Origin of the sequence: Acinetobacter sp. YH12023 (genome assembly GCF_013420135.1) — a bacterium.
Classification (GTDB): Bacteria; Pseudomonadota; Gammaproteobacteria; order Pseudomonadales; family Moraxellaceae; genus Acinetobacter; species Acinetobacter amyesii.
This window is the reverse complement of the sequence record NZ_VOYU01000010.1, coordinates 16,510-35,592: the sequence shown is the minus strand read 5'-3', so window position 1 is coordinate 35,592 and position 19,083 is coordinate 16,510. Positions and strand designations below refer to the sequence as shown.

The following is a 19,083-nucleotide window of genomic DNA, read 5'->3' as shown; positions in this document are numbered from 1 at the left end:
TAGTGATTTGGTCGAAATCTTTAACTTCAAAACTACGAGTAAATGTATTGGTAATGCAATGCATCGGTGGAGTCTGTACAGAGCATTCTAAGAGGTCACCATGAAGTCTGGGGTTACTGATTAGGCAATCCTATAACTCGTGTAAACGACCAACCAAAAACGGCAGAATAATACACAACTTAACGCTTGGTATCAGAACTTTGAATATCAAAATAGTAGAGCTGGTTCACTGTTGTTATATTTTCTTTGATGGATTACACGTTTCAAATAGTAGAGATCTGAAATTAGGTTAAAAAATACCAAGAACTAGGAATATAAAATGTTGTTCTAATCCTGTATATAGGTGAATTATTGTACAGCAGGTGTATTACCTGCATTTGGGGTAGCAGGAGATGCAACATGCCAAATAATCCTTTTGACGAAGAAAAACTTGCAAATAGTATGGTGTATAAGACTTTATTAGAGTCTACATTAGCCATTCCTTGGTGTATTGATTGGGACAGTAAAACATTTAGTTATATTGGACCGCAAATTGAAAAGTTACTCGGTTGGAAACAAAGTAGTTGGAAAACGGTAGATGATTGGGCATCACGTATGCACGAGGAAGACCGTAATTATGTACTGAATTATTGTGTTTCACAGTCGATGGCTGGTATAGATCATGAAGCAGATTATCGTGCACTTAAAGAAGATGGTTCATATCTTTGGATACGTGATGTTGTTCATGTCGTGCGTAAACCAAATGGTGATGTAGATTGTCTTGTCGGCTTTATGTTTGATATTTCCGAGCGGAAAAAACAAGAGGAACAACTACAAAAATTGCAACGTCAGCTCGAAGAATATTCATATAAAGATGGCTTAACTGGTATTGCAAATCGACGTTTGTTTGATGACTTTTACCAGCGTGAATGGTTAAACGCAATCCGCACGCAAAAGCCGCTGAGTTTAATTTTGATCGATTTAGATTATTTTAAACAATACAATGACTTGAATGGTCATGTGATTGGGGATACCTGTCTGCGTCAAATTGCTAAAAGTTTGGAATCTTGTTGTACACGACCTCGTGATTTAGTTGCGCGTTTTGGTGGCGAGGAATTTGCTTGGATTTTACCAGAGACCAATGAAGCCGCAGCAGCAGTGATGGCCGATAGAATTATGGATGCCGTGCGTGCTGCACGATTACCGCATAAAGCCTCAGCAGTTTCGGAACTCGTCACACTCAGCATGGGGGTAAAAACCATTATTCCTTCAGATCTGGATAATCCAATGCAATTTCTGGATCAAGTTGATAAAAACCTATATGTAGCCAAAAGACAGGGGCGTAATCGCTACTGTGCTGCATAACATAGATTTGCAGTTGTGACTTATTTTAAAGGTGCATAAAATTTTCAGTCAGTCGATATTTTATCGGCTGATTTTTTTTGGTGTAGAATATAAAAATTAAATGCTGAATACATAAGGCACAAAATAAAAGACCGACGATTCGAGTGATGATGAAATCGTCGGTCAAAAAATCGATTTTAAATTTAAGTGATGGCTGCTGTTCATACTTAAATTCAAAATGAAACTTATTGCTTTTAAAAAGGTCACCGAAACATTGTGGATGCCGTCCAAATCATCGGTTGCTACAGACCTTGTACCCTATATAACGTAGCCGATTACAGATTGGTTGACATGAAAATGAAAAAAAATACATTTTTTTTTATACTAGGTGTCAACTTCTTCTTGGGTTAGGGTCATGGTGTCTTTAACACGTTATTTTTTATTGTTTTTTTTCATTTGTTTAATCATGACCTGTATTTGCGGTGTGATCGCTGCATTATTGCCACAGGGTGTAGGTGGTATTTTAACGGTCGTACCCTACCTGATTGCCATGATCGTGGTGTTATTTCGGTTTTTAAACAAAAATCAGAGAGCACCGACACAGGCAGAGCGTAAAAAATTTACCTTAGGTTTTAGCCTGATTTTTTGGTTATATAATTTAGCTTTTGTACTTTTGGGTATCGCAATTTTTTCAAGAAAAGATCCTGAAATTTGGCAAAATTTAATGCTCTATATTCAACATCCTCAGTTTATGAGTTTAATGGTGATCATGTTGTTACTGATGGCTATCCCTTTGTATTTAATCACCTATTGGTTTTATGGTCCGCAAGCACAGCGGATGGCTGCTCAAAAGTTTGGTGCATAAAGCTTGATCGTTTGGTGATCTTGTTCTATAGATAATAGTATTATTTCATATAGATAAGAACAAATTATGCATCAGCCCACAGTACTGATGACAGGTGGCAGCGGTTTTATTGGCACACATCTCATCAAGGCACTTTTAGCTGCGGATTATAAAGTGATTGGGCTCAGTCGTAAGGCTGGGCGTATTTCTAAATCACCTCATTTAACTTGGGTACAGCAGCTCGATCAAATTCCTCATGACAGAATTGATTATGTGATTAATCTTGCAGGTGAAAGTATCGGCAAAGGTCGCTGGACAGAGACGCGTAAACAGCAATTATTAGAAAGTCGGGTCAAAACCACGGAAGCGCTGTATCAATATTTACGTAAACGTAAAATTTTTCCGAAATGCATTATTTCAGGTTCGGCTGTTGGCTATTATGGTATTGATATTGAAGAACAATGGACAAAAGTGTGCGATGAAAATGCTGCACCACAAGCCATTTTTATGTCAGAGCTTTGCCAAAGTTGGGAGCAAGTCACACGCCAATTTCCTGAACAAAATACCATTATCACACGACTAGGTGTGGTCTTGGCTGAAGGTGGCGGGATCTTACCGCAAATGCTGCGACCGATTCAGCTCAATTTGGTCAACAAAATAGGTTCCGGTCGGCAGCCTTTTGTGTGGATACATATACAAGATGTGATCCGAAGTATGCTGTTTTTAATGAAACAAGCAGAGAAAAAATATGGGTTGCTTGAACCTACGCCAATTGATCCTCATATTTTTAATTTAGTTGCGCCGGAAAAAACGACGCAGGCTCAGTTTGCGCAGATTGCAGCACGTCAATTAGCCAAAAAGCCGTGGCTCAATGTGCCTGCAACTGTCTTTAAAATTTTATTGGGTGAGCAATCGCAATTAATTTTAAATGGTCAATTGGTTCAGCCAGTTGCTTTATTACAGCAAGGCTTTGAGTTTAAATTTCCGACGTTAAAAGAAGCCTTACAGGATTTATTGGCTTAGTTGAAATTGGCCTATTGACCATTAGTCGACGCTTAATAACGCATCTTGAAACAGGCGAGTCGGACTATAGTGGTCTGCATTGAATGAAGGAGTTTCCCCAGTCATCAGTTCAGCCAATAACTGAGCTGAAGCTGGTCCCATGCATAAACCATTTCTAAAATGCCCAAAGTTTGCCCAAAGATTGTCGAAATTTGGCATCTGTCCAATATACGGAATCCCTTCAGGGGAAGATGGGCGCAGGCCAGCCCAAGATTTCACAATTGGAAAGTTGGCAAGCTCTGGCACCATGTCAAAGCACGATTCTTGAATATGCTGTAAGGTTGCATCTGTGGTCTGAATATCAAAGCCACACTGGCGCATACTTGAGCCACAAACCACATGACCGTCTTGGCGTGGAATCAAGTACATAACTTTATTCATGCACATGGTCGGCAACCAGTTCTGCGGAGTTTTAAAGAGAAGCATTTGTCCCTGCACGGGTTGTACGGGTATCTCAATGTCTAGTTGTTCACTCCATGCGGCTGACCAAGCGCCCGTGGCAATAACGAATTGATCTGCTGTATGTTGCGTACCATCTGCTGTAGTGATGGAATGGATACGATTATCCGAACGGTTTAATTGGCTGATCGGGCAATGTTCATAAATCTGAACTTTAGGATGCTGCTGTAAATAAGCCGTTAAAGACTGTAAAAGTCGTGGATTACGGATGTTGGCTAATTGTGAAAAATAAATGCCATGTGCAAAGCGTGCTGAAATGTGAGGATTAATCTGCTCAATTTGCTCGGATTGTAAATATTCCGCCTGTTGCATCGGGTCTTGATGCAAACGGGCATAATCTAAGCCGATTTCAAAATCATCTTCATCAAAAATCAACATGCCAGTTTCATGAATTTCAAAATCAATCCCAGTCATAGGTTTTAATTTTTCATTCCATTTTTGGTAGCTCTGCTTGCCATAACGTGCGAGCGCATTGACTTCATTGGGATATCGCCAAGGATACATCGGGGAGAGGATGCCACCACCAGCCCAAGATGCGGCAGAACCTGTGCGTTGTTGGTCGAAAATCGTCACCGTACAACCGCGTTCAACGAGTTCCAATGCGCTGAGTAAACCACTAATACCCGCCCCAATAATGGCAATATTCATGTTCTTTTAACCGATGAATGTATGAGTTTGATCTTAACTTCAGCAACGCCGAAGTTTTTCTTCCAAGACTGTTTTTTAAATTTTACAGATATAAAAAAGCCTTCCTGAACGTTACCATTTCAGGAAGGCTTTGCAGGTTATTTCATGTCTTTCAACATGAGTGCTGCATCTTCAGCAAAGTAAGTCCAGATCCCATCTGCACCTGCACGGCGGCAGCTCATAAGCGATTCGATAATCACGTTTTCAGATAGCCAACCATTTTGAATGGCACCTGCCAACATGGCGTATTCGCCACTCACTTGATAGACAAATGTTGGAACACCGAAATTATCTTTGACTTCACGGACGATATCTAAATACGGCATACCCGGTTTTACAATCACCATGTCGGCGCCTTCTTGAATATCGAGTGCGATTTCATGTAAAGCTTCAGCACGGTTACCGATGTCCATTTGGTAATTGTATTTATTGCCACCTTTGAGGTTGCTTGAAGAACCTACCGCATCACGGAATGGCCCGTAAAAGCTCGACGCATATTTTGCAGAATAGGCCATGATGTTGGTATAGATATGGCCATTGGCTTCAAGCGCTTGGCGAATCGCACCGATACGACCATCCATCATGTCACTGGGTGCAACCACATCTGCACCCGCTTCGGCATGGCTGAGTGCTTGTTTAATTAAGCATTCAACGGTTTCATCATTCAGTACATAGCCGGTATCATCAATGATACCGTCTTGACCATGTGTGGTGTATGGGTCGAGCGCACCATCAGTGATGAGAACCATTTCTGGTAGTTCTTTTTTTAATAAGCGGATGGTGCTTTGGACTAAGCCATCTTCATGCCAAGCTGCTTCAGCCGTTAAACTTTTATCTTCCTGTGGTGTAACTGGGAACAAAGCTAATTTTGAAACACCCAATTCGAGTAAACGTTCTGCCTTTTTTAGTAACAAGTCAGCAGATAGACGCTGTACGTTTGGCATGCTTGGAATATCTTGAGTTTGTTGCTGGCCTGGCAACACAAATACTGGATAAATGAGATGATCAGTCGTCAGTTGAGTTTCACGCACCATAGCGCGAAGCTGGTCATTTTTACGAATGCGACGCATGCGGGTAGCAGGAAAAGCTGGACGATTGAACGTATAGGTCATAACAATCTCATTGATCAGTATTAAACTTTGACTATTGTAGACGCATAATGAGGGTTTGGCGCACCCCGTATTATTTTTTTATTCAATGACAGCGATTCGAGTAGGCTATGACAGATGTAAATAAGAGTTGGACCGGTAATATTGACCTAAACTCGAAGAATGAAATCGATACTTTATTAAATAACATTGCTCAAGCATTTAACAGCTCCCCATTTTTTGTACACAATGCCATGAAAATGACGGTGATTGATGGTCAGATCGAAGCACGTGTCGACATGGCCAGTAATCTAATTGGAAATGTCGCATTCCAAATTTTACATGGTGGCGTCGCGGCAACCCTACTCGACAGTATCGGTGGTATCTCTGCGATGGCAGAATTGTATAAAAAGGCCACAGCTGAAGATCTAGTAGAAACGAGTAAAAAGGTATCTCGCTTAGCGACCGTCGATATGCGTGTGGATTATTTGGCGCCAGGACGTGGACAGTATTTCGTTGCACGAGCAGAAACCTTACGTTTAGGCCGTAAGGGTTGCACTATGCGTATGACCATGGTCAATGATGAAGGTAAAGCGATTGCAACGGCGATTGCATCGTATGCTTATTAAGCCATTTTTAAGTTAACACATTCAAAATGATGAAAAAATAAAGTCCAGTATTGGCAGCAGGGCATGATTTTATCCTGTTGCCAACGAAAAAAAGACTGACGAGTTACATTTTCTATTCTCAGGATATGATTTTTTAGCTTTAAAATGCCGGAAAATTGAAGAAGATAGACTTTCTCACGACACCATTATCTGACAGCAAAGTTGACATGCTTTGCAAAGCTCATGATGCCATGACCAAGTCTGCTAGATTTAGGACAAATCTATGACAGATACCGTTAGTAACCTGCCAGAAACCCCATCTACAGAGCAGCCCACCGATCAGGAATTAAAAGCACGCAGAAAAAAAGGCCTTGGTATAGTGGCTGTATTGATCGTGATTGCTTTGGTGATGTATTTGATTTGGTCAATATTTCTAAATCATTCCGTCAGTACCGATAATGCCTATGTCGGTGCAGAAACAGCGTCGATTACCTCGATGGTCACGGGGCAAGTGGCAGAGGTTTTGGTGAGTGATACGCAGCAAGTGAAAAAAGGCGATGTGCTTGTTCGCATTGATGCTCGTGATGCTGAAATTGCCTTAGCTCAGGCACAGGCTGAATTACTTAAAGCAAAACGCCAATACAAACAAACTGCGGCGAATAGTAGTTCTTTAAACTCACAAATCTTTGTCAGTGATGATGCAATTCATAGTGCAAGCGCACAAGTGGCCAAAGCACAAGCCGATCTGAATAAAGCACAAGATGAATTACAACGTCGTCAACAATTGGCTGCTTCGGGTGCGATTTCTAAAGAAGAATTAAGCACAGCGCAAAGTGCTGTGAATACCGCTAAAGCCAGTTTTGATGTGGCTCAAGCAGGGCTCGCTCAAGCCAAATCTAGTCAAAAAGCGGCGCAAAGTAATAAAGCTGCGAATGATGCATTAATTCAAGACAGCAATGAAAACTCAACCCCAGATGTTTTAGTTGCGCAAGCACGTCTACAACAAGCCCAGTTGGACTTAGAACGTACACAAATCAAAGCGCCCTTTGATGGTGTAGTGACACGTCGTAATATTCAAGTTGGGCAACGCATTGCACCGGGAACGTCATTAATGATGGTGGTGCCTGTCACTCAGTTATATGTCGATGCCAACTTTAAAGAAAGTCAATTGGCAGGGGTGCAAGCGGGTCAAAAAGTTGAACTGACATCTGATCTGTATGGTGACAAAGTTAAATTTAATGGCATAGTCACTGGTTTTTCTGGTGGCACAGGTTCAGCATTTGCCTTGATTCCAGCACAAAATGCCACAGGAAACTGGATTAAAGTGGTTCAGCGTTTACCTGTGAGGATACGTTTAGATCCAAAAGAGTTGGCAGAACACCCACTACGTGTGGGGCTGTCTATGGAAGCGACGATTGACCTGAAATCGAAGTAATTGCCTATGAATCAGCAAATGCAAATGACTGACCTAAAAGGTGGTCGTCTGATTCTCGCTGCCTTAGTCTTGGCATTGGCGAACTTTATGGTTGTGCTCGACATGACCATTGCCAATGTATCTGTGCCGCATATCACCGGTAGTCTTGCAGTGTCGGCATCCCAAGGGACATGGGTCATTACCTCCTATGCTGTGGCAGAAGCGATTTGCGTGCCATTGACCGGTTGGCTCGCTGGGCGCTTTGGTTCTGTACGGGTTTTTGTGATCAGCCTATTTGGCTTTACTGTATTTTCGATACTGTGTGGTTTATCGACCAGTTTGGAAATGTTGGTGTTTTGTCGAATTGGGCAAGGCTTGTTTGGTGGCCCGATTATGCCACTGAGCCAAACGTTGTTAATGCGCATTTTCCCTCCTGAAAAGCAATCCCAAGCCATGGGCATGTGGGCAATGACCACTGTAGTTGGCCCTATTTTAGGTCCAATTTTGGGTGGTACGATCAGTGATAATTTATCTTGGCATTGGATTTTCTTTATCAATATTCCTGTCGGAATAGGTTGTGCAATCGCAGCGATGCGCTTACTGAAAACGGCTGAAACTCCAACACAGAAATTGAAAATTGACCGCGGTGGTTTACTGCTGTTGGTGTTGTGGATTGGTGCCTTGCAATTGATGTTGGACTTAGGCCATGAGCGAGATTGGTTTAATAATCCATTTATCGTGGTGCTGGCACTGACGGCATTTGTCGGGTTGATCGTTTTCACGATTTGGGAGCTGACTGAGCGGCATCCAGTGGTGAATATACTGCTGTTTAAGTACAGAAGCTTTACCATTTCGGTCTTGGCTTTGGCCTTTGGTTTTGGTGCCTTTTTTGGCAGTATTGTCCTCATTCCGCAGTGGTTACAGATCAACTTGGGCTATACCGCAACGTGGGCCGGTTATCTCACGGCAACGATGGGCGTCGGTAGTCTGACCATGTCGCCAATTGTTGCGAAGCTTGCAACTAAGTACGATCAACGTGCTTTGGCGAGTTTTGGTTTAAGTATCTTGGGCGGTGTAACCCTTATGCGCGCCTTTTGGACTACGGATGCGGACTTTATGGCTTTGGCTTTACCGCAAATATTACAAGGTTTTGCCGTGCCATTTTTCTTTATTCCCTTGTCTAATATGGCCTTAGCATCTGTACTGCCACAAGATATGGCATCTGCGGCAGGTTTGATGAACTTCTTAAGAACCATGGCAGGGGCAATTGGAGCGTCGATTGCAGTAACCATTTGGGATGATCACACCAAAGTCGCACGCAGTGAAATGGTCAGTAATTTACATGTTACCGAGGTACAAAATACCTTGGTGAATCATGGAATGAGTTCAGAAGCCGCATTGGGTTACATCTCCAGTTTGGTGGATAAAGAAGCCTTAACGCTTTCAGCCAATCATGTGTTTTTAGTACTGGCGGGTGTCTTTATATTCGCTGCACTCATCATTTGGCTCTGCCCACGGCCTAAAGCAGGTGTGGGTGGTGGTCATGCACACTAAATAACATCAAGTATAAAAAACCGCTCATTCGAGCGGTTTTATATTGCATACGGCGTTGATTGAAAAAAATCAAAGATCCGAGCGCGCCCGTTTGAGTGCAGATTGCCACTGAGCCAAATGAAATTCACGTTGATCTGCATTCATTTTTGGTTCAAAAGCACGTTCTAATTGCCATGATGCAGCAATTTCATCAAGGTTTGAAAACACACCTGCTTTGAGTCCGGCCATTGCGGCAGCGCCCCATGCTGTTGATTCTAAAAGTTTAGGACGCAGTACAGGCACATTTAAAATATCGGCCTGAAATTGCATCAGCATATCATTGCTACTGGCACCGCCATCGACCCTGAGTTCTTTAAGTGGACTAGACAGGTCTGACTGCATGGCGGTCAATACATCCGACACTTGAAAGGCGATGGACTCAAGGGCAGCACGAGCTATGTGGAATTTATTGGTACCACGTGACATGCCGCAGAGGAGGGCACGGGCATCACTGTCCCAATGCGGAGCGCCTAGCCCAGTAAAGGCAGGAACCAGAACCACGCCATCGGTGTGTTCAACTTGGCACGCGAGTTTTTCAACATCACTGCTTTTTTGAATAATCCCTAAACCGTCTCGCAGCCATTGCACGATTGCGCCAGCCATAAACACACTACCTTCAAGTGCATAATGGGCTTGACCTTGAGCTTGCCATGCAAGGGTTGAGAGTAATTTATTGTGGCTATATTGAACTTCAGTGCCGGTGTTAAAGAGCATGAAACAGCCGGTACCATAGGTATTTTTTGCTGTTCCTACGTCAAAGCATGACTGTCCAAATAACGCAGATTGCTGATCACCTAAAATGCCGGTAATGGGAATGTTTGCGCCAAGTAAACCTGTAGCGGTATCTGCAATATATTCATCTGAACTGATGATTTTAGGGAGGACCGACAGGGGAATATCGAATAATTCTAAGAGTTCTTCATCCCAAGCTTGTTGCTGTAAGTTCATTAGCATGGTTCGTGAGGCATTGCTGGCTTCAATCACATGCTCTGCACCTTGCGTCAGGTTCCACACCAACCAACTGTCAATCGTGCCAAAAGCCACATGACCTTGCTCTGCGAGTTCACGTAGACCTTGAGTGTGCTCTAATAACCAAACCAATTTGCCAGCACTAAAATAGGGATCGATACGTAAACCGGTCTTTTTGTGAATGAGGTCATTGAGGTTTTGTTGGGTCAGTTGTCCACACCACTCGGTTGCACGGCGGTCTTGCCAAACAATTGCAGGAGCAAGGGGTTGACCTGTGCGTTTATCCCAAACCACAGTGGTTTCACGCTGATTGGTCAGGCCAATGGCTTTGATGTCTTTGGCGAGGATACGAGCAGAAGCGAGGGCTTGTTGCACGACGGCAATTTGTGTACTCCAAATTTCTTGAGCATCTTGCTCCACCCAGCCCGAATGAGGAGTTTGAATATGGGTTTCCCGTTGAGCTGTAGCTTGAACTTGTCCATGTTCGTTAAAAATGATCGCGCGACTTGAAGTCGTTCCTTGATCGAGTGCCAATAAAAAGCTCATATATTTTTCTTTTGCGGTCTTGAAAAATAAAATATTAACGCAATTATGTAATTAAGCGCAGATCAATGTGTAATTGTTTCGAAATTGCATCGCAATTTTTTGAAGTTATGCTATGATGACGCTACTTTGGGGATGTTTCTGGCTTCGACGCTGGTGATGAAACTCATAGATGCATGTCGAGAGCGCATTTTCTCTCGTAAATCAAATTTGCATATTTTAGTCGCAAACGACGAAACTTACGCTCTAGCTGCCTAAGGGCAGCTTGTCCGCATCCCTGAATACTTGTGGTTAGGGGTCCCGACTGAAGCGAACGCACACAAGTCCGTATAAGATCAAGCCTTGGGGTCTTATACTAAATCTTAAAGGATCGCGATTTGTACCCTGTTCGTCGGGTCACAAAGAGCTAAATCAATAGACGATATCTAAGCATGTAGTATTCTCGAGCGTAGTGCTGGCGGACGCGGGTTCAACTCCCGCCATCTCCACCAAATTCCTAAAAAAGCCTTTAAACTCAATGTTTAAAGGCTTTTTTATTGGCTGTATTGTCCGACCTTGTCCTAAGCTGTGTGACCCAATTTTTGCCTTGAGTGGGTAATTTTTGGGAAAATTTACCCAATAATTTTAGGATTGATAACGGGTAAATACACATGAAACTCACAGATACAGAATGCAGAAAAGCACAGCCACAAGATAAGCGTTACCGTCTGTCAGATGAGAATGGTCTTTCACTTCTTGTGACGCCAGCAGGACAAAAATACTGGAATGTACGTTATACCGTTCATGGTGAACGCAATTCTGAGTCATTCAGTCTATATCCTGAGGGGGAGTTTAAAGAAAGCAAGAGAGCTTGCCCTTGAACTGAAATACTTGTATTACAGGTCAGTCTAATACAAACATATCAAGCTATTTTTAAATTGGTCGTTGAGAATTGGTTTGAGAGTTAAAGAATAAATAGTCATGATCTAAAAATGATAATCTGCTTTATTCAACTCTTTTGAGACAACAGTGTAATCTTTAATCCCTTAGGAAAATTCGGTTCAAATTGGATGGTATAAGCATATTGTTGCAGCATTATTTTGACCAAAGATAAGCCCAGTCCATGACCTTTCTGCTGAGCCGATTTACGCCAAAAACGTTGCCCTAAGTAACGAATGTCTTCGGCATTTAAATGTCGGCCGTTATCTTGAATGCGTAACGTATTTTCCTGCATTTTCACCTCAATCACATCAGCATTTGCATGCAATAAGGCATTTTCAAGCAGGTTTTTAAGAACAGAATACAAGACAAATTGAGGTAATGCCAAATTACCAAGACTGTGCCAATCGACCTGAATTTTAGCTATTACTTTAGGATAAATCAGTGCTAAATCATCAAGTACTTTTGCAATAACGGGCTTTATCTGAGTGCTTGCTTTGATCTGTTCAATAGATTGATCGGTATTCGATAACATCAGTAATTGCTCAAGTAAATCAGCATAGCGACGGACACTTTGATTTGCTTGATCCAAGCTATATTGCAATTTCATATTGCCGTCCGTTTTCGCTATCAGTTGTGCCAATTGCACATTGGTTTTAATTGCGGTTAAAGGACTCCGTAATTCATGCGCCGCGTATGCACTAAAGACTTTTTCATTTTCAAGACTTTGATGCAGTTTATGGACTAAGCGATTCGAATTTTGCACAAAAGGGTAGACCTCTGAGGGCATGGTATTGGCATCTAAGCTCGTTAAATATTGGCTTGCTTCATTGAGCGATAAATTTGACTGACTTAAATCGCTTACAACCTGATCCAAGGCTTTAAATTCCCGACGAATAATCAAAACAATTAAGCCGATACACAACAATAATGACAAGATCAGCGGAATTAAGACCGATTGCAAAATCTGTTTTAGCAAAGACTCCCGCAAAAACATACGCTCTGCAGCCACCACTTGAATCTCACCACGGCGTAACACATAACTGCGCCATTGCGTCTCACCTTGTTGCCAAGTACTAAAACCAACTGCTTGCTGACTTAAATCTTTCGGTGCACCGCGTGTTTTGGCAATGACATGCTGTCCTACACTGATGTCAGAGCTAAATAAAGATACTTCGCAAGCGATCAATTGTTCTTGATCTGTGGAATGAAGTTGTTGGACTAAGGCAGACTTATCCAAACTTTGCAGTGGTAATTGTTGAATCAGTCGTGCGACCATTTGTGCGGAGGCATGCAAACGTTGATCTAAGGTGTCCTGAAGACGCTTTTGTAAGTCGATATACAGCCAAACAAACACCACACTCCATAAGCCGATCATCACAGCCAGAAGACTGCTGACCAAGCGCCATTTTAAGCTGTGTGATTTTTGCATGGCATTGACTCAGGAATTTTAAACATATAACCGACGCCACGAATGGTTTGAATATAGTCCGCATTCAATTTTTGTCTTAAGTGATAAATATGGACATTCAGAGCATTGCTTTCGATACTGTCTTGGAAGCCGTATAACTTATCTAGCAAAACTTCATTTTTGAGTACTTGATTTGGATGGCTCATCAAAGTTTCAAGCAAACTGTATTCACGGCGTGAAAGCTGAATCATTTGATCTTGATAATGGACTTCTTGAGTGTCTTTATTGAGCTTTAAGTGGTCAAATTGAATGACATTCGATGAAAAACCGCGGTGACGTCGGGTGAGTGCATGAACCCGTGCAATTAGTTCATCCAGTTCAAAAGGCTTGGTTAAATAGTCATCGGCACCGACATTTAATGCCTCAACACATTGTTGGGTCTGTAACCGTGCAGTTAAAACCAAAACAGGGACATGAATCTGATCTCTGCGCCATGATCGCAGTAAGTCTAAACCATCTTGATCCGGTAGGCCTAAATCCAGCAAACATAAATCGACTGCACTGTGGCGGATAAAATAATCTGCATCACGCGCATGACTCACATGTTCTACTGAAATATTTAAAAAATCCAATGTGGCACAAATACTTGAGGCAATATATGGATCATCTTCAACCAAAACAACAAACATAGCGTTTTCCTGACTTCCTGCCTGTATTTTATAAATGATTTATCTTGTTAATGCTCCCTTAATTTATGCTTTTGCATAATCAACCAAAATAGATTTATGTCGGGTATTAAAGTCATCTATGCGTATAGGGTTAGTAGGGTTGTGTGGAATATTCAGCATTTTGAGTATGCAAAGAGCATCCGCTGATTTTTTACCCCCTGATCAAGCATTTGCTTTTCAGGCTGTATCGACAGCGCAAGACCAAGCCAGCTTCACGTGGCGTATTGCTGATGGCTATTATCTGTATCATGATCAGTTTAAAGTCATTGAAAATGGCAAAGCATTATTACTGCAACTGCCTCGTCCACAGCAAAAAGATGACCCCAATTTCGGCATGACCGAAGTGCATTATGAACAAGTGCAAGCAACTGTCGCCATGCAACCAAATCAAAGCTATAAAATTGAATGGCAAGGCTGTGCCGAAAGTGGCTTATGTTATCCAGTACAGCGCACCACCATTCAAACCGATGCAGATGGATTACTCCCTGCAAGCAAGCTGAATCAGCAAAGTACAACGCAAAAGAAATTATTAGATGTAGTCACATCGTCGTCATTACCCAATACTGCAGTACCTGTAGAACCACAGGCGAAAAACACTGAAACTGCAACATTTGAAACTCAAGCCAAAAAAAATAAAGCAGAAGTCAAAGAGGATGAAAATGGTTTAAGTCCCTCTTCTGAAGTGACTACTTTAACAGAACCTAGCGAAGCCAGTACGCCAGAGCTAGACGATGCCTTGATGATGCAGGCAAGTTCTGAATCTGTGACTACAACAAATGCTGAACAGCGTACGAAGCAGGTCGATTGGAACAACGACCAGTACTTCTTTTATTTACTTTCAACAGACAATATTGCACTGAATCTGATCATTTTTTTAGGTTTAGGTGTATTGCTCGCATTCTTACCATGTTCCTTACCACTGATTCCGATCTTATCCAGTATTTTGGTACAACGTCATCGTGGCTATCGTGCTGGCATGATTGCAGGTGTCTTTGTGGTCGGAATGGCATTGATTTATGCCTTGATGGGTTTAGCTGTGGCTGGACTTGGCTATAACTTCCAACGTTGGTTACAAAGTCCCATCTTTATTGGGTTATTTGCCGTGATGTTCGTGCTGTTTGCATTGAATTTATTTGGCGTATTCCAGTTGTCTTTACCACAAGGTGTATTACAGCGTTTAGATCAATGGCAACAACGACAAAAAGGTGGAACCTTATGGGGTTCATTCATTATGGGTATGATCTCTGCGCTAATTGTCGGACCCTGTATGAGTGCGCCATTGGCAGGGGCTTTGCTGTTTGTTGCGCAATTGCCTGAACCGTGGATGGGGGCTAGTTACCTGTTTATTCTAGGTCTAGGTGTGGGCTTACCATTGTTGATTGCCTGTGTGTTTGGTGCACAGTACTTACCCAAACCGGGCGTGTGGATGGATCGTCTGAAATTCACTTTCGGTTTTGTCATGCTGTTGTTGGCGGTGTATTTCCTGCGTCCTTTACTGCTGAGTGTGGTTTATTTGACGTTGATGGGACTCTTATTCATCAGTATCACGGTTTACATTTTATGGAAGATTCGTCCGCATATTTCACAAATGCCGACGCAACTACTGTTCATTGCAATGAGCTTAGCTACTGCAATATCGGGTGGATGGTATATCACGCAAGCATGGTCACAACTGAGTACAACACAAGCCACATCATTAGTCGCATGGCAAAAAGTACGTACCCAAACCGAGCTTGAACAGGCACTCAATCAAGTCAAAGGACAAGCAGTGCTCATAGATGTGTATGCTGATTGGTGTGTGGCTTGTCAGCCGATTGAAAAAGAGGTGATGCCTCGTTTCGATGTACAAGCTGGTTTAGCACATGTTGCTCGGATCAAACTCGACTTAACAGAATACGAAGCAAGTCAGGATGCCATACTAAAACAATGGCAAATTTTAGGGCCACCGACCTTAATTTTCTTAGATACAGAGCATCAGGAACAGCGCAATCTACGTTTGACGGGTACCTTTAGTGCAGAGCAACTCTTGAACCGACTTAAGGTAGGAGCACAGCGATGATTTCGAATGAAGCCTTGCATCTTGGACCATTCATGTTGCCTTGGGGACTGTTGTGTTTTGTGTTGGCTTTGCTGGTCACTGCCATGATTGGACGAAAAGTCGGGCAAAAAGCACAGTGGTCAGCCGAGATTCAACAGCGTTTCCAAGATTCGATTTGGAACAGTGTTTGGATCGGATTAATAGGTGCACGCCTAGTCTTTATTGGATTAAATCTGGAATCTTATCTCGCATCGCCAATTGATATGCTGAAAATTCAAGACAAAGGGTTTCATCTGATTGGCGGGATAATTATTGGAAGTGCATGGTTTTGGTGGCGAAATTCGGCCATTGCGAACAAAGCAAAGGCCACATTATTGCTGATCTTTGTCATGCTCGTGGGGGCAGGATGGACAGCACAAAAAATCACGCATCAAGACAGCCATTATCCAAGTTTGAGTTTTCCAAGTCTGAACCTAGCCAGTCAAGGTCGGTCAGAAATGATTGCGCTAAAACAATTTCAAGGTCAGCCCACGGTTGTGAATTTATGGGCGAGTTGGTGTCCGCCGTGTCATCGTGAAATGCCTGTATTACAGCGTGCGCAGGATCAATATCCTGAGGTGCATTTTGTCATGCTCAATCAAGGTGAAGAGGTCGATACCGTCCGTGCTTATCTCACAAAACATCACTTCAGTTTTCAATATGTTCTGCTAGATGTGCAGGGTGAAATGCCACAAGCAGTGAACAGTTTAGGTTTACCCACTACCTTATTTTTTAATGCACAAGGTCAGTTGATTGCGCGTCATCAAGGCGAACTCAGTCAAGCGATGTTGCAACAATACTTAAAGAAAATGAATCCATAAATTGATCATAGGATATTTGTCATGAATACTTTACTTAAAACCAGTTTAGTTATCGGAACACTGTTGACAGTGGCATGTGGTGTCAGTGCTAATCCGAATGCCCTTAAAAAACAACTCGAAAAAGAAGGCTTTCAATTTGTAAAACCAATTCCTGCACCCGAAGGTTTAACAGGTTGGGTGGGGCATGAAGACCAATATTCCAATACCATTTTTATTTCTAAAGATGGTAAATATTATATAAAAGGTGAGTTGTTTGATGCCCAAGGCAATAATCTTTCAAACACCCAAATTGAAACCCATATGAAAAAAGCCATTTTGGATGATGTGTGGAAAACATTAGAAGATTCAACCTGGATTCAAGATGGCAAAACCGATGCGCCACGTATTGTCTATGTATTCTCAGATCCCAATTGCCCGTATTGTCATAAATTTTGGCAAGAAGCACGTCCTTGGGTAGAGTCAGGCAAGGTTCAATTACGTCATATTCAAGTGGGTGTGATTCGTGAAGAAAGCCGTGCTCAGGTGGCAACTTTACTGATGTCAAAAAATCCAACAGCCGTATTTAATGACATTAATATCAATCGTGGCAAAAATCGTCTTAAACCAGCTGAAAATATTCCTTTAGAGATTGCAGAAAAAATTGATTTTAACCAAAGCTTAATGGGCAAATATGGTTTCTTCTCAACACCATCCATTGCTTGGCGTGATAGCAAGGGTAACTTCCAGTCTGCACAAGGGATGCCGAGTGATCTCAAAGAAATCTTTGAAAAATAAGGAAAATGGATGCTCACCAAGCCAGCACAACAGCGCGTCTAAGATCATGCTAAGCTCAACGTCAACGACTTAAACATCAGGGGGCGCAATGTCAAATTTACAAGATCCACGCGTATTGTTCGCTTTGGAACGTACAGCATTGGCATGGAACCGCAGTGGTTTAGCCCTGATAGCCTTTGGTTTTGTGATTGAAAAATCAAATGTATTGCTACAACTACTGCACCCTGAGCAATATCAGCACAAAATTATCTATGGACAGTGGCTTGGCATTGCCGTGATTGTGTTTGGTTTATTGGTGAACTTTGCCTCAATTTTGCAATATCGTCGAGGATTGAGCTCATTAACCGAACAGGAATTTATTGAGGATTATCAGAGCCAACATCCCGTGTGGCTGAATTTATTGACCATGCTGACTGGGTTTTTACTGATCATCTCATTTTGGATTTACTAAGCTTGGCTGAGCTTCCATACAAAAGCATGCACAAAAATGTTTATTCCTGACAGTACAATTGATACAGCGTTTGCATAATACCCAGCACTTTAGGGTCTGCCAATTGATAAAAAATTTGTTTGCCTTCACGACGTGTCGAAACAATTTTATTGTTCCGTAAAACGGTCAATTGTTGTGATAGGGTCGGCTGATGAATATCAGTACATTCCTCAATTTGCTGAACATTTAATTCGCCATTGATCAACACACATAAAATTTTTAAACGGTCCGGATTTGATAACACTTTCAAACAATTGGAAACGGTATCAACCTGCGTAAATTCAATTTTTAAGTTATCGATTGCGATGTTCATAACGTCTAACCCGAATCATAAAAAGCAAAAAGAGCAAAGTATGTCGAGATAATAACATAAAATGGCTTGATTAATATATAAAAATATATAATATAAGTTTAAATATTGTTTGTGGCGCGTTAACTATGCATGATTTTGTGACAGCGTTTCTTGGTGGTGCTCTGTTGGGTATTGCAGTGGTGGGTTATTTGTATGTCCATGGGCGTATTGCAGGCATCAGTGGCTTGATTGCGCAGGTACTGAATCCACAGACGATTTTTAAAACGCCTGCAGTGTGGTTTCTTTCAGGCTTGATCATCACGCCATTTATTTATGGTCTTTTTGTACAACCAGAGATTATCGTGTCTGCTAGCCCATTAATGATGATTATTGCTGGTTTACTGGTGGGTTTTGGTACCCGCTTAGGTTCTGGTTGTACCAGTGGCCACGGTATCTGTGGAATCAGCCGATTATCTAAACGTTCCATCATTGCAACTATGACCTTTATGTTTGCAGGCTTTATTGCTGTATATGTTGTTCGTCACTTGATTGGAGCATTCTAAAATGAAAAACTTTTTAGCTTTTGTATTTGGTTCGCTTTTTTCAGTAGGTTTGATGTTCTCTGGCATGTCTAATCCGCAAAAAGTGATCGATTTTTTAGACATATTTGGTAATTGGGATGCAAGCCTTGCCTTTGTCATGATGGGGGCAATTGCTGTGGCATTTATTCCATTCCAAAAAGCGCTACGTAGCAGTGCACCAACCACAGTATTTAATGAGCAGATTGACTTACCAAGTAACAATAAAATTGATTCAAAGCTTATTATAGGTGCCTTAATATTTGGTGCAGGATGGGGGATTGCCGGCATTTGCCCAGCGCCAAGTTTCACCTTAATTGGCTTAGGGCATTATCAAGTTTTATATTTTATAGTGGCGATGCTTGCAGGCGTGTTGATTCACCGTAAATGGTCAGGAGCTTAAC

The 19,083-nt window shown here is 42.1% G+C and carries 19 protein-coding genes and 1 other RNA gene; 14 read left to right on the top strand and 6 right to left on the bottom strand.

The genetic code is table 11. The annotated features are described in order from the left end of the window. The first annotated feature begins 399 nt into the window (after positions 1–399). From FTT92_RS11660 to FTT92_RS11650, 3 genes are all read left to right on the top strand, one after another. A complete protein-coding gene (locus FTT92_RS11660; protein ID WP_078193095.1) occupies positions 400–1,344 on the top strand; it encodes a GGDEF domain-containing protein in 945 nt (314 codons plus the stop codon). Between the two features lie 394 nt (positions 1,345–1,738). Beyond that, positions 1,739–2,188 carry an ABZJ_00895 family protein gene (locus FTT92_RS11655; RefSeq protein WP_180172196.1) on the top strand — a complete coding sequence of 150 codons (450 nt, stop codon included), beginning with the start codon at positions 1,739–1,741 and terminating at the stop codon, positions 2,186–2,188. 66 nt (positions 2,189–2,254) lie between these two features. Continuing rightward, positions 2,255–3,190 carry a TIGR01777 family oxidoreductase gene (locus tag FTT92_RS11650; protein WP_180172195.1) on the top strand — a complete coding sequence of 312 codons (936 nt, stop codon included), beginning with the start codon at positions 2,255–2,257 and terminating at the stop codon, positions 3,188–3,190. A 21-nt stretch (positions 3,191–3,211) separates the two neighbouring features. Here the strand turns inward: FTT92_RS11650 and thiO are convergent, their stop codons facing one another. Both thiO and hemB read right to left on the bottom strand, forming a co-directional pair. After that, entirely contained in the window at positions 3,212–4,336 is a 1,125-nt protein-coding gene (thiO, locus tag FTT92_RS11645; protein ID WP_180172194.1) for a glycine oxidase ThiO, read from the bottom strand. 137 nt (positions 4,337–4,473) lie between these two features. Beyond that, the gene (hemB, locus tag FTT92_RS11640; RefSeq protein ID WP_180010032.1) at positions 4,474–5,487 is read right to left on the bottom strand and encodes a porphobilinogen synthase; all 1,014 of its coding nucleotides are present in this window, start codon (positions 5,485–5,487) and stop codon (positions 4,474–4,476) included. A 107-nt stretch (positions 5,488–5,594) separates the two neighbouring features. Between hemB and FTT92_RS11635 the strand changes: the two genes are divergently transcribed. From FTT92_RS11635 to FTT92_RS11625, 3 genes are all read left to right on the top strand, one after another. Beyond that, positions 5,595–6,092, top strand: a complete 498-nt coding sequence (locus FTT92_RS11635; RefSeq protein ID WP_111885257.1) for a thioesterase family protein — start codon at positions 5,595–5,597, stop codon at positions 6,090–6,092. 262 nt (positions 6,093–6,354) lie between these two features. Then, a complete protein-coding gene (locus tag FTT92_RS11630) occupies positions 6,355–7,506 on the top strand; it encodes an efflux RND transporter periplasmic adaptor subunit (RefSeq protein ID WP_180172193.1) in 1,152 nt (383 codons plus the stop codon). Positions 7,507–7,512: 6 nt separating this feature from the next. Beyond that, positions 7,513–9,039: a DHA2 family efflux MFS transporter permease subunit gene (locus tag FTT92_RS11625; protein WP_180102393.1), complete on the top strand. Its 1,527-nt coding sequence runs from the start codon at positions 7,513–7,515 to the stop codon at positions 9,037–9,039. A 69-nt stretch (positions 9,040–9,108) separates the two neighbouring features. Here FTT92_RS11625 and glpK read toward each other — a convergent pair whose 3' ends face one another. Continuing rightward, positions 9,109–10,593: a glycerol kinase GlpK gene (gene glpK / locus FTT92_RS11620; RefSeq protein WP_180172192.1), complete on the bottom strand. Its 1,485-nt coding sequence runs from the start codon at positions 10,591–10,593 to the stop codon at positions 9,109–9,111. A 128-nt stretch (positions 10,594–10,721) separates the two neighbouring features. Here glpK and ssrA point away from each other — a divergent pair. Further along, positions 10,722–11,081, top strand: a transfer-messenger RNA (tmRNA) gene (gene ssrA, locus FTT92_RS11615). Positions 11,082–11,240: 159 nt separating this feature from the next. Then, positions 11,241–11,450 carry an Arm DNA-binding domain-containing protein gene (locus FTT92_RS11610; RefSeq protein ID WP_257223732.1) on the top strand — a complete coding sequence of 70 codons (210 nt, stop codon included), beginning with the start codon at positions 11,241–11,243 and terminating at the stop codon, positions 11,448–11,450. Positions 11,451–11,578: 128 nt separating this feature from the next. On the opposite strand, the gene FTT92_RS11605 is transcribed toward FTT92_RS11610, so the two are convergent. Together FTT92_RS11605 and FTT92_RS11600 are read right to left on the bottom strand one after the other, a co-directional pair. Further along, positions 11,579–12,940 carry an ATP-binding protein gene (locus FTT92_RS11605; RefSeq protein WP_180172191.1) on the bottom strand — a complete coding sequence of 454 codons (1,362 nt, stop codon included), beginning with the start codon at positions 12,938–12,940 and terminating at the stop codon, positions 11,579–11,581. Next, positions 12,919–13,608 (bottom strand): response regulator transcription factor, encoded by a 690-nt coding sequence (locus FTT92_RS11600; protein ID WP_078193085.1) that lies wholly within the window; start codon positions 13,606–13,608, stop codon positions 12,919–12,921. The genes FTT92_RS11605 and FTT92_RS11600 overlap by 22 nt, the downstream gene beginning before the upstream one ends. A 166-nt stretch (positions 13,609–13,774) precedes the next feature. Between FTT92_RS11600 and dsbD the strand changes: the two genes are divergently transcribed. From dsbD to FTT92_RS11580, 4 genes are all read left to right on the top strand, one after another. Beyond that, complete coding sequence (gene dsbD / locus FTT92_RS11595) at positions 13,775–15,706, top strand: protein-disulfide reductase DsbD (protein WP_257231698.1); 1,932 nt, start codon at positions 13,775–13,777, stop codon at positions 15,704–15,706. Continuing rightward, positions 15,703–16,545, top strand: coding sequence for a TlpA disulfide reductase family protein (locus tag FTT92_RS11590; protein WP_180172189.1), 843 nt, complete (start codon positions 15,703–15,705; stop codon positions 16,543–16,545). The genes dsbD and FTT92_RS11590 overlap by 4 nt, the downstream gene beginning before the upstream one ends. 21 nt (positions 16,546–16,566) lie before the next feature. After that, complete coding sequence (gene dsbG, locus FTT92_RS11585; protein ID WP_180172188.1) at positions 16,567–17,319, top strand: thiol:disulfide interchange protein DsbG; 753 nt, start codon at positions 16,567–16,569, stop codon at positions 17,317–17,319. Between the two features lie 88 nt (positions 17,320–17,407). After that, positions 17,408–17,770: a YidH family protein gene (locus tag FTT92_RS11580; protein ID WP_180172187.1), complete on the top strand. Its 363-nt coding sequence runs from the start codon at positions 17,408–17,410 to the stop codon at positions 17,768–17,770. Between the two features lie 40 nt (positions 17,771–17,810). On the opposite strand, the gene FTT92_RS11575 is transcribed toward FTT92_RS11580, so the two are convergent. After that, positions 17,811–18,122, bottom strand: coding sequence for a metalloregulator ArsR/SmtB family transcription factor (locus FTT92_RS11575; RefSeq protein ID WP_120367942.1), 312 nt, complete (start codon positions 18,120–18,122; stop codon positions 17,811–17,813). Positions 18,123–18,247: 125 nt separating this feature from the next. Here FTT92_RS11575 and FTT92_RS11570 point away from each other — a divergent pair, with 125 nt between their 5' ends. Next, positions 18,248–18,664 (top strand): YeeE/YedE family protein, encoded by a 417-nt coding sequence (locus tag FTT92_RS11570; RefSeq protein ID WP_180108036.1) that lies wholly within the window; start codon positions 18,248–18,250, stop codon positions 18,662–18,664. Between the two features lies 1 nt (position 18,665). Then, a complete protein-coding gene (locus tag FTT92_RS11565; protein ID WP_180121190.1) occupies positions 18,666–19,082 on the top strand; it encodes a DUF6691 family protein in 417 nt (138 codons plus the stop codon). Position 19,083 lies beyond the last annotated feature (1 nt).

Bases quoted from the DNA above. Each gene is read 5' to 3' on its own strand.
- FTT92_RS11660 (WP_078193095.1), top strand. From the start codon at position 400: ATGCCAAATAATCCTTTTGACGAAGAAAAACTTGCAAATAGTATGGTG.
- FTT92_RS11655 (WP_180172196.1), top strand. From the start codon at position 1,739: ATGGTGTCTTTAACACGTTATTTTTTATTGTTTTTTTTCATTTGTTTA.
- FTT92_RS11650 (WP_180172195.1), top strand. From the start codon at position 2,255: ATGCATCAGCCCACAGTACTGATGACAGGTGGCAGCGGTTTTATTGGC.
- thiO (WP_180172194.1), bottom strand. From the start codon at position 4,336: ATGAATATTGCCATTATTGGGGCGGGTATTAGTGGTTTACTCAGCGCA.
- hemB (WP_180010032.1), bottom strand. From the start codon at position 5,487: ATGACCTATACGTTCAATCGTCCAGCTTTTCCTGCTACCCGCATGCGT.
- FTT92_RS11635 (WP_111885257.1), top strand. From the start codon at position 5,595: ATGACAGATGTAAATAAGAGTTGGACCGGTAATATTGACCTAAACTCG.
- FTT92_RS11630 (WP_180172193.1), top strand. From the start codon at position 6,355: ATGACAGATACCGTTAGTAACCTGCCAGAAACCCCATCTACAGAGCAG.
- FTT92_RS11625 (WP_180102393.1), top strand. From the start codon at position 7,513: ATGAATCAGCAAATGCAAATGACTGACCTAAAAGGTGGTCGTCTGATT.
- glpK (WP_180172192.1), bottom strand. From the start codon at position 10,593: ATGAGCTTTTTATTGGCACTCGATCAAGGAACGACTTCAAGTCGCGCG.
- FTT92_RS11610 (WP_257223732.1), top strand. From the start codon at position 11,241: ATGAAACTCACAGATACAGAATGCAGAAAAGCACAGCCACAAGATAAG.
- FTT92_RS11605 (WP_180172191.1), bottom strand. From the start codon at position 12,940: ATGCAAAAATCACACAGCTTAAAATGGCGCTTGGTCAGCAGTCTTCTG.
- FTT92_RS11600 (WP_078193085.1), bottom strand. From the start codon at position 13,608: ATGTTTGTTGTTTTGGTTGAAGATGATCCATATATTGCCTCAAGTATT.
- dsbD (WP_257231698.1), top strand. From the start codon at position 13,775: ATGCAAAGAGCATCCGCTGATTTTTTACCCCCTGATCAAGCATTTGCT.
- FTT92_RS11590 (WP_180172189.1), top strand. From the start codon at position 15,703: ATGATTTCGAATGAAGCCTTGCATCTTGGACCATTCATGTTGCCTTGG.
- dsbG (WP_180172188.1), top strand. From the start codon at position 16,567: ATGAATACTTTACTTAAAACCAGTTTAGTTATCGGAACACTGTTGACA.
- FTT92_RS11580 (WP_180172187.1), top strand. From the start codon at position 17,408: ATGTCAAATTTACAAGATCCACGCGTATTGTTCGCTTTGGAACGTACA.
- FTT92_RS11575 (WP_120367942.1), bottom strand. From the start codon at position 18,122: ATGAACATCGCAATCGATAACTTAAAAATTGAATTTACGCAGGTTGAT.
- FTT92_RS11570 (WP_180108036.1), top strand. From the start codon at position 18,248: ATGCATGATTTTGTGACAGCGTTTCTTGGTGGTGCTCTGTTGGGTATT.
- FTT92_RS11565 (WP_180121190.1), top strand. From the start codon at position 18,666: ATGAAAAACTTTTTAGCTTTTGTATTTGGTTCGCTTTTTTCAGTAGGT.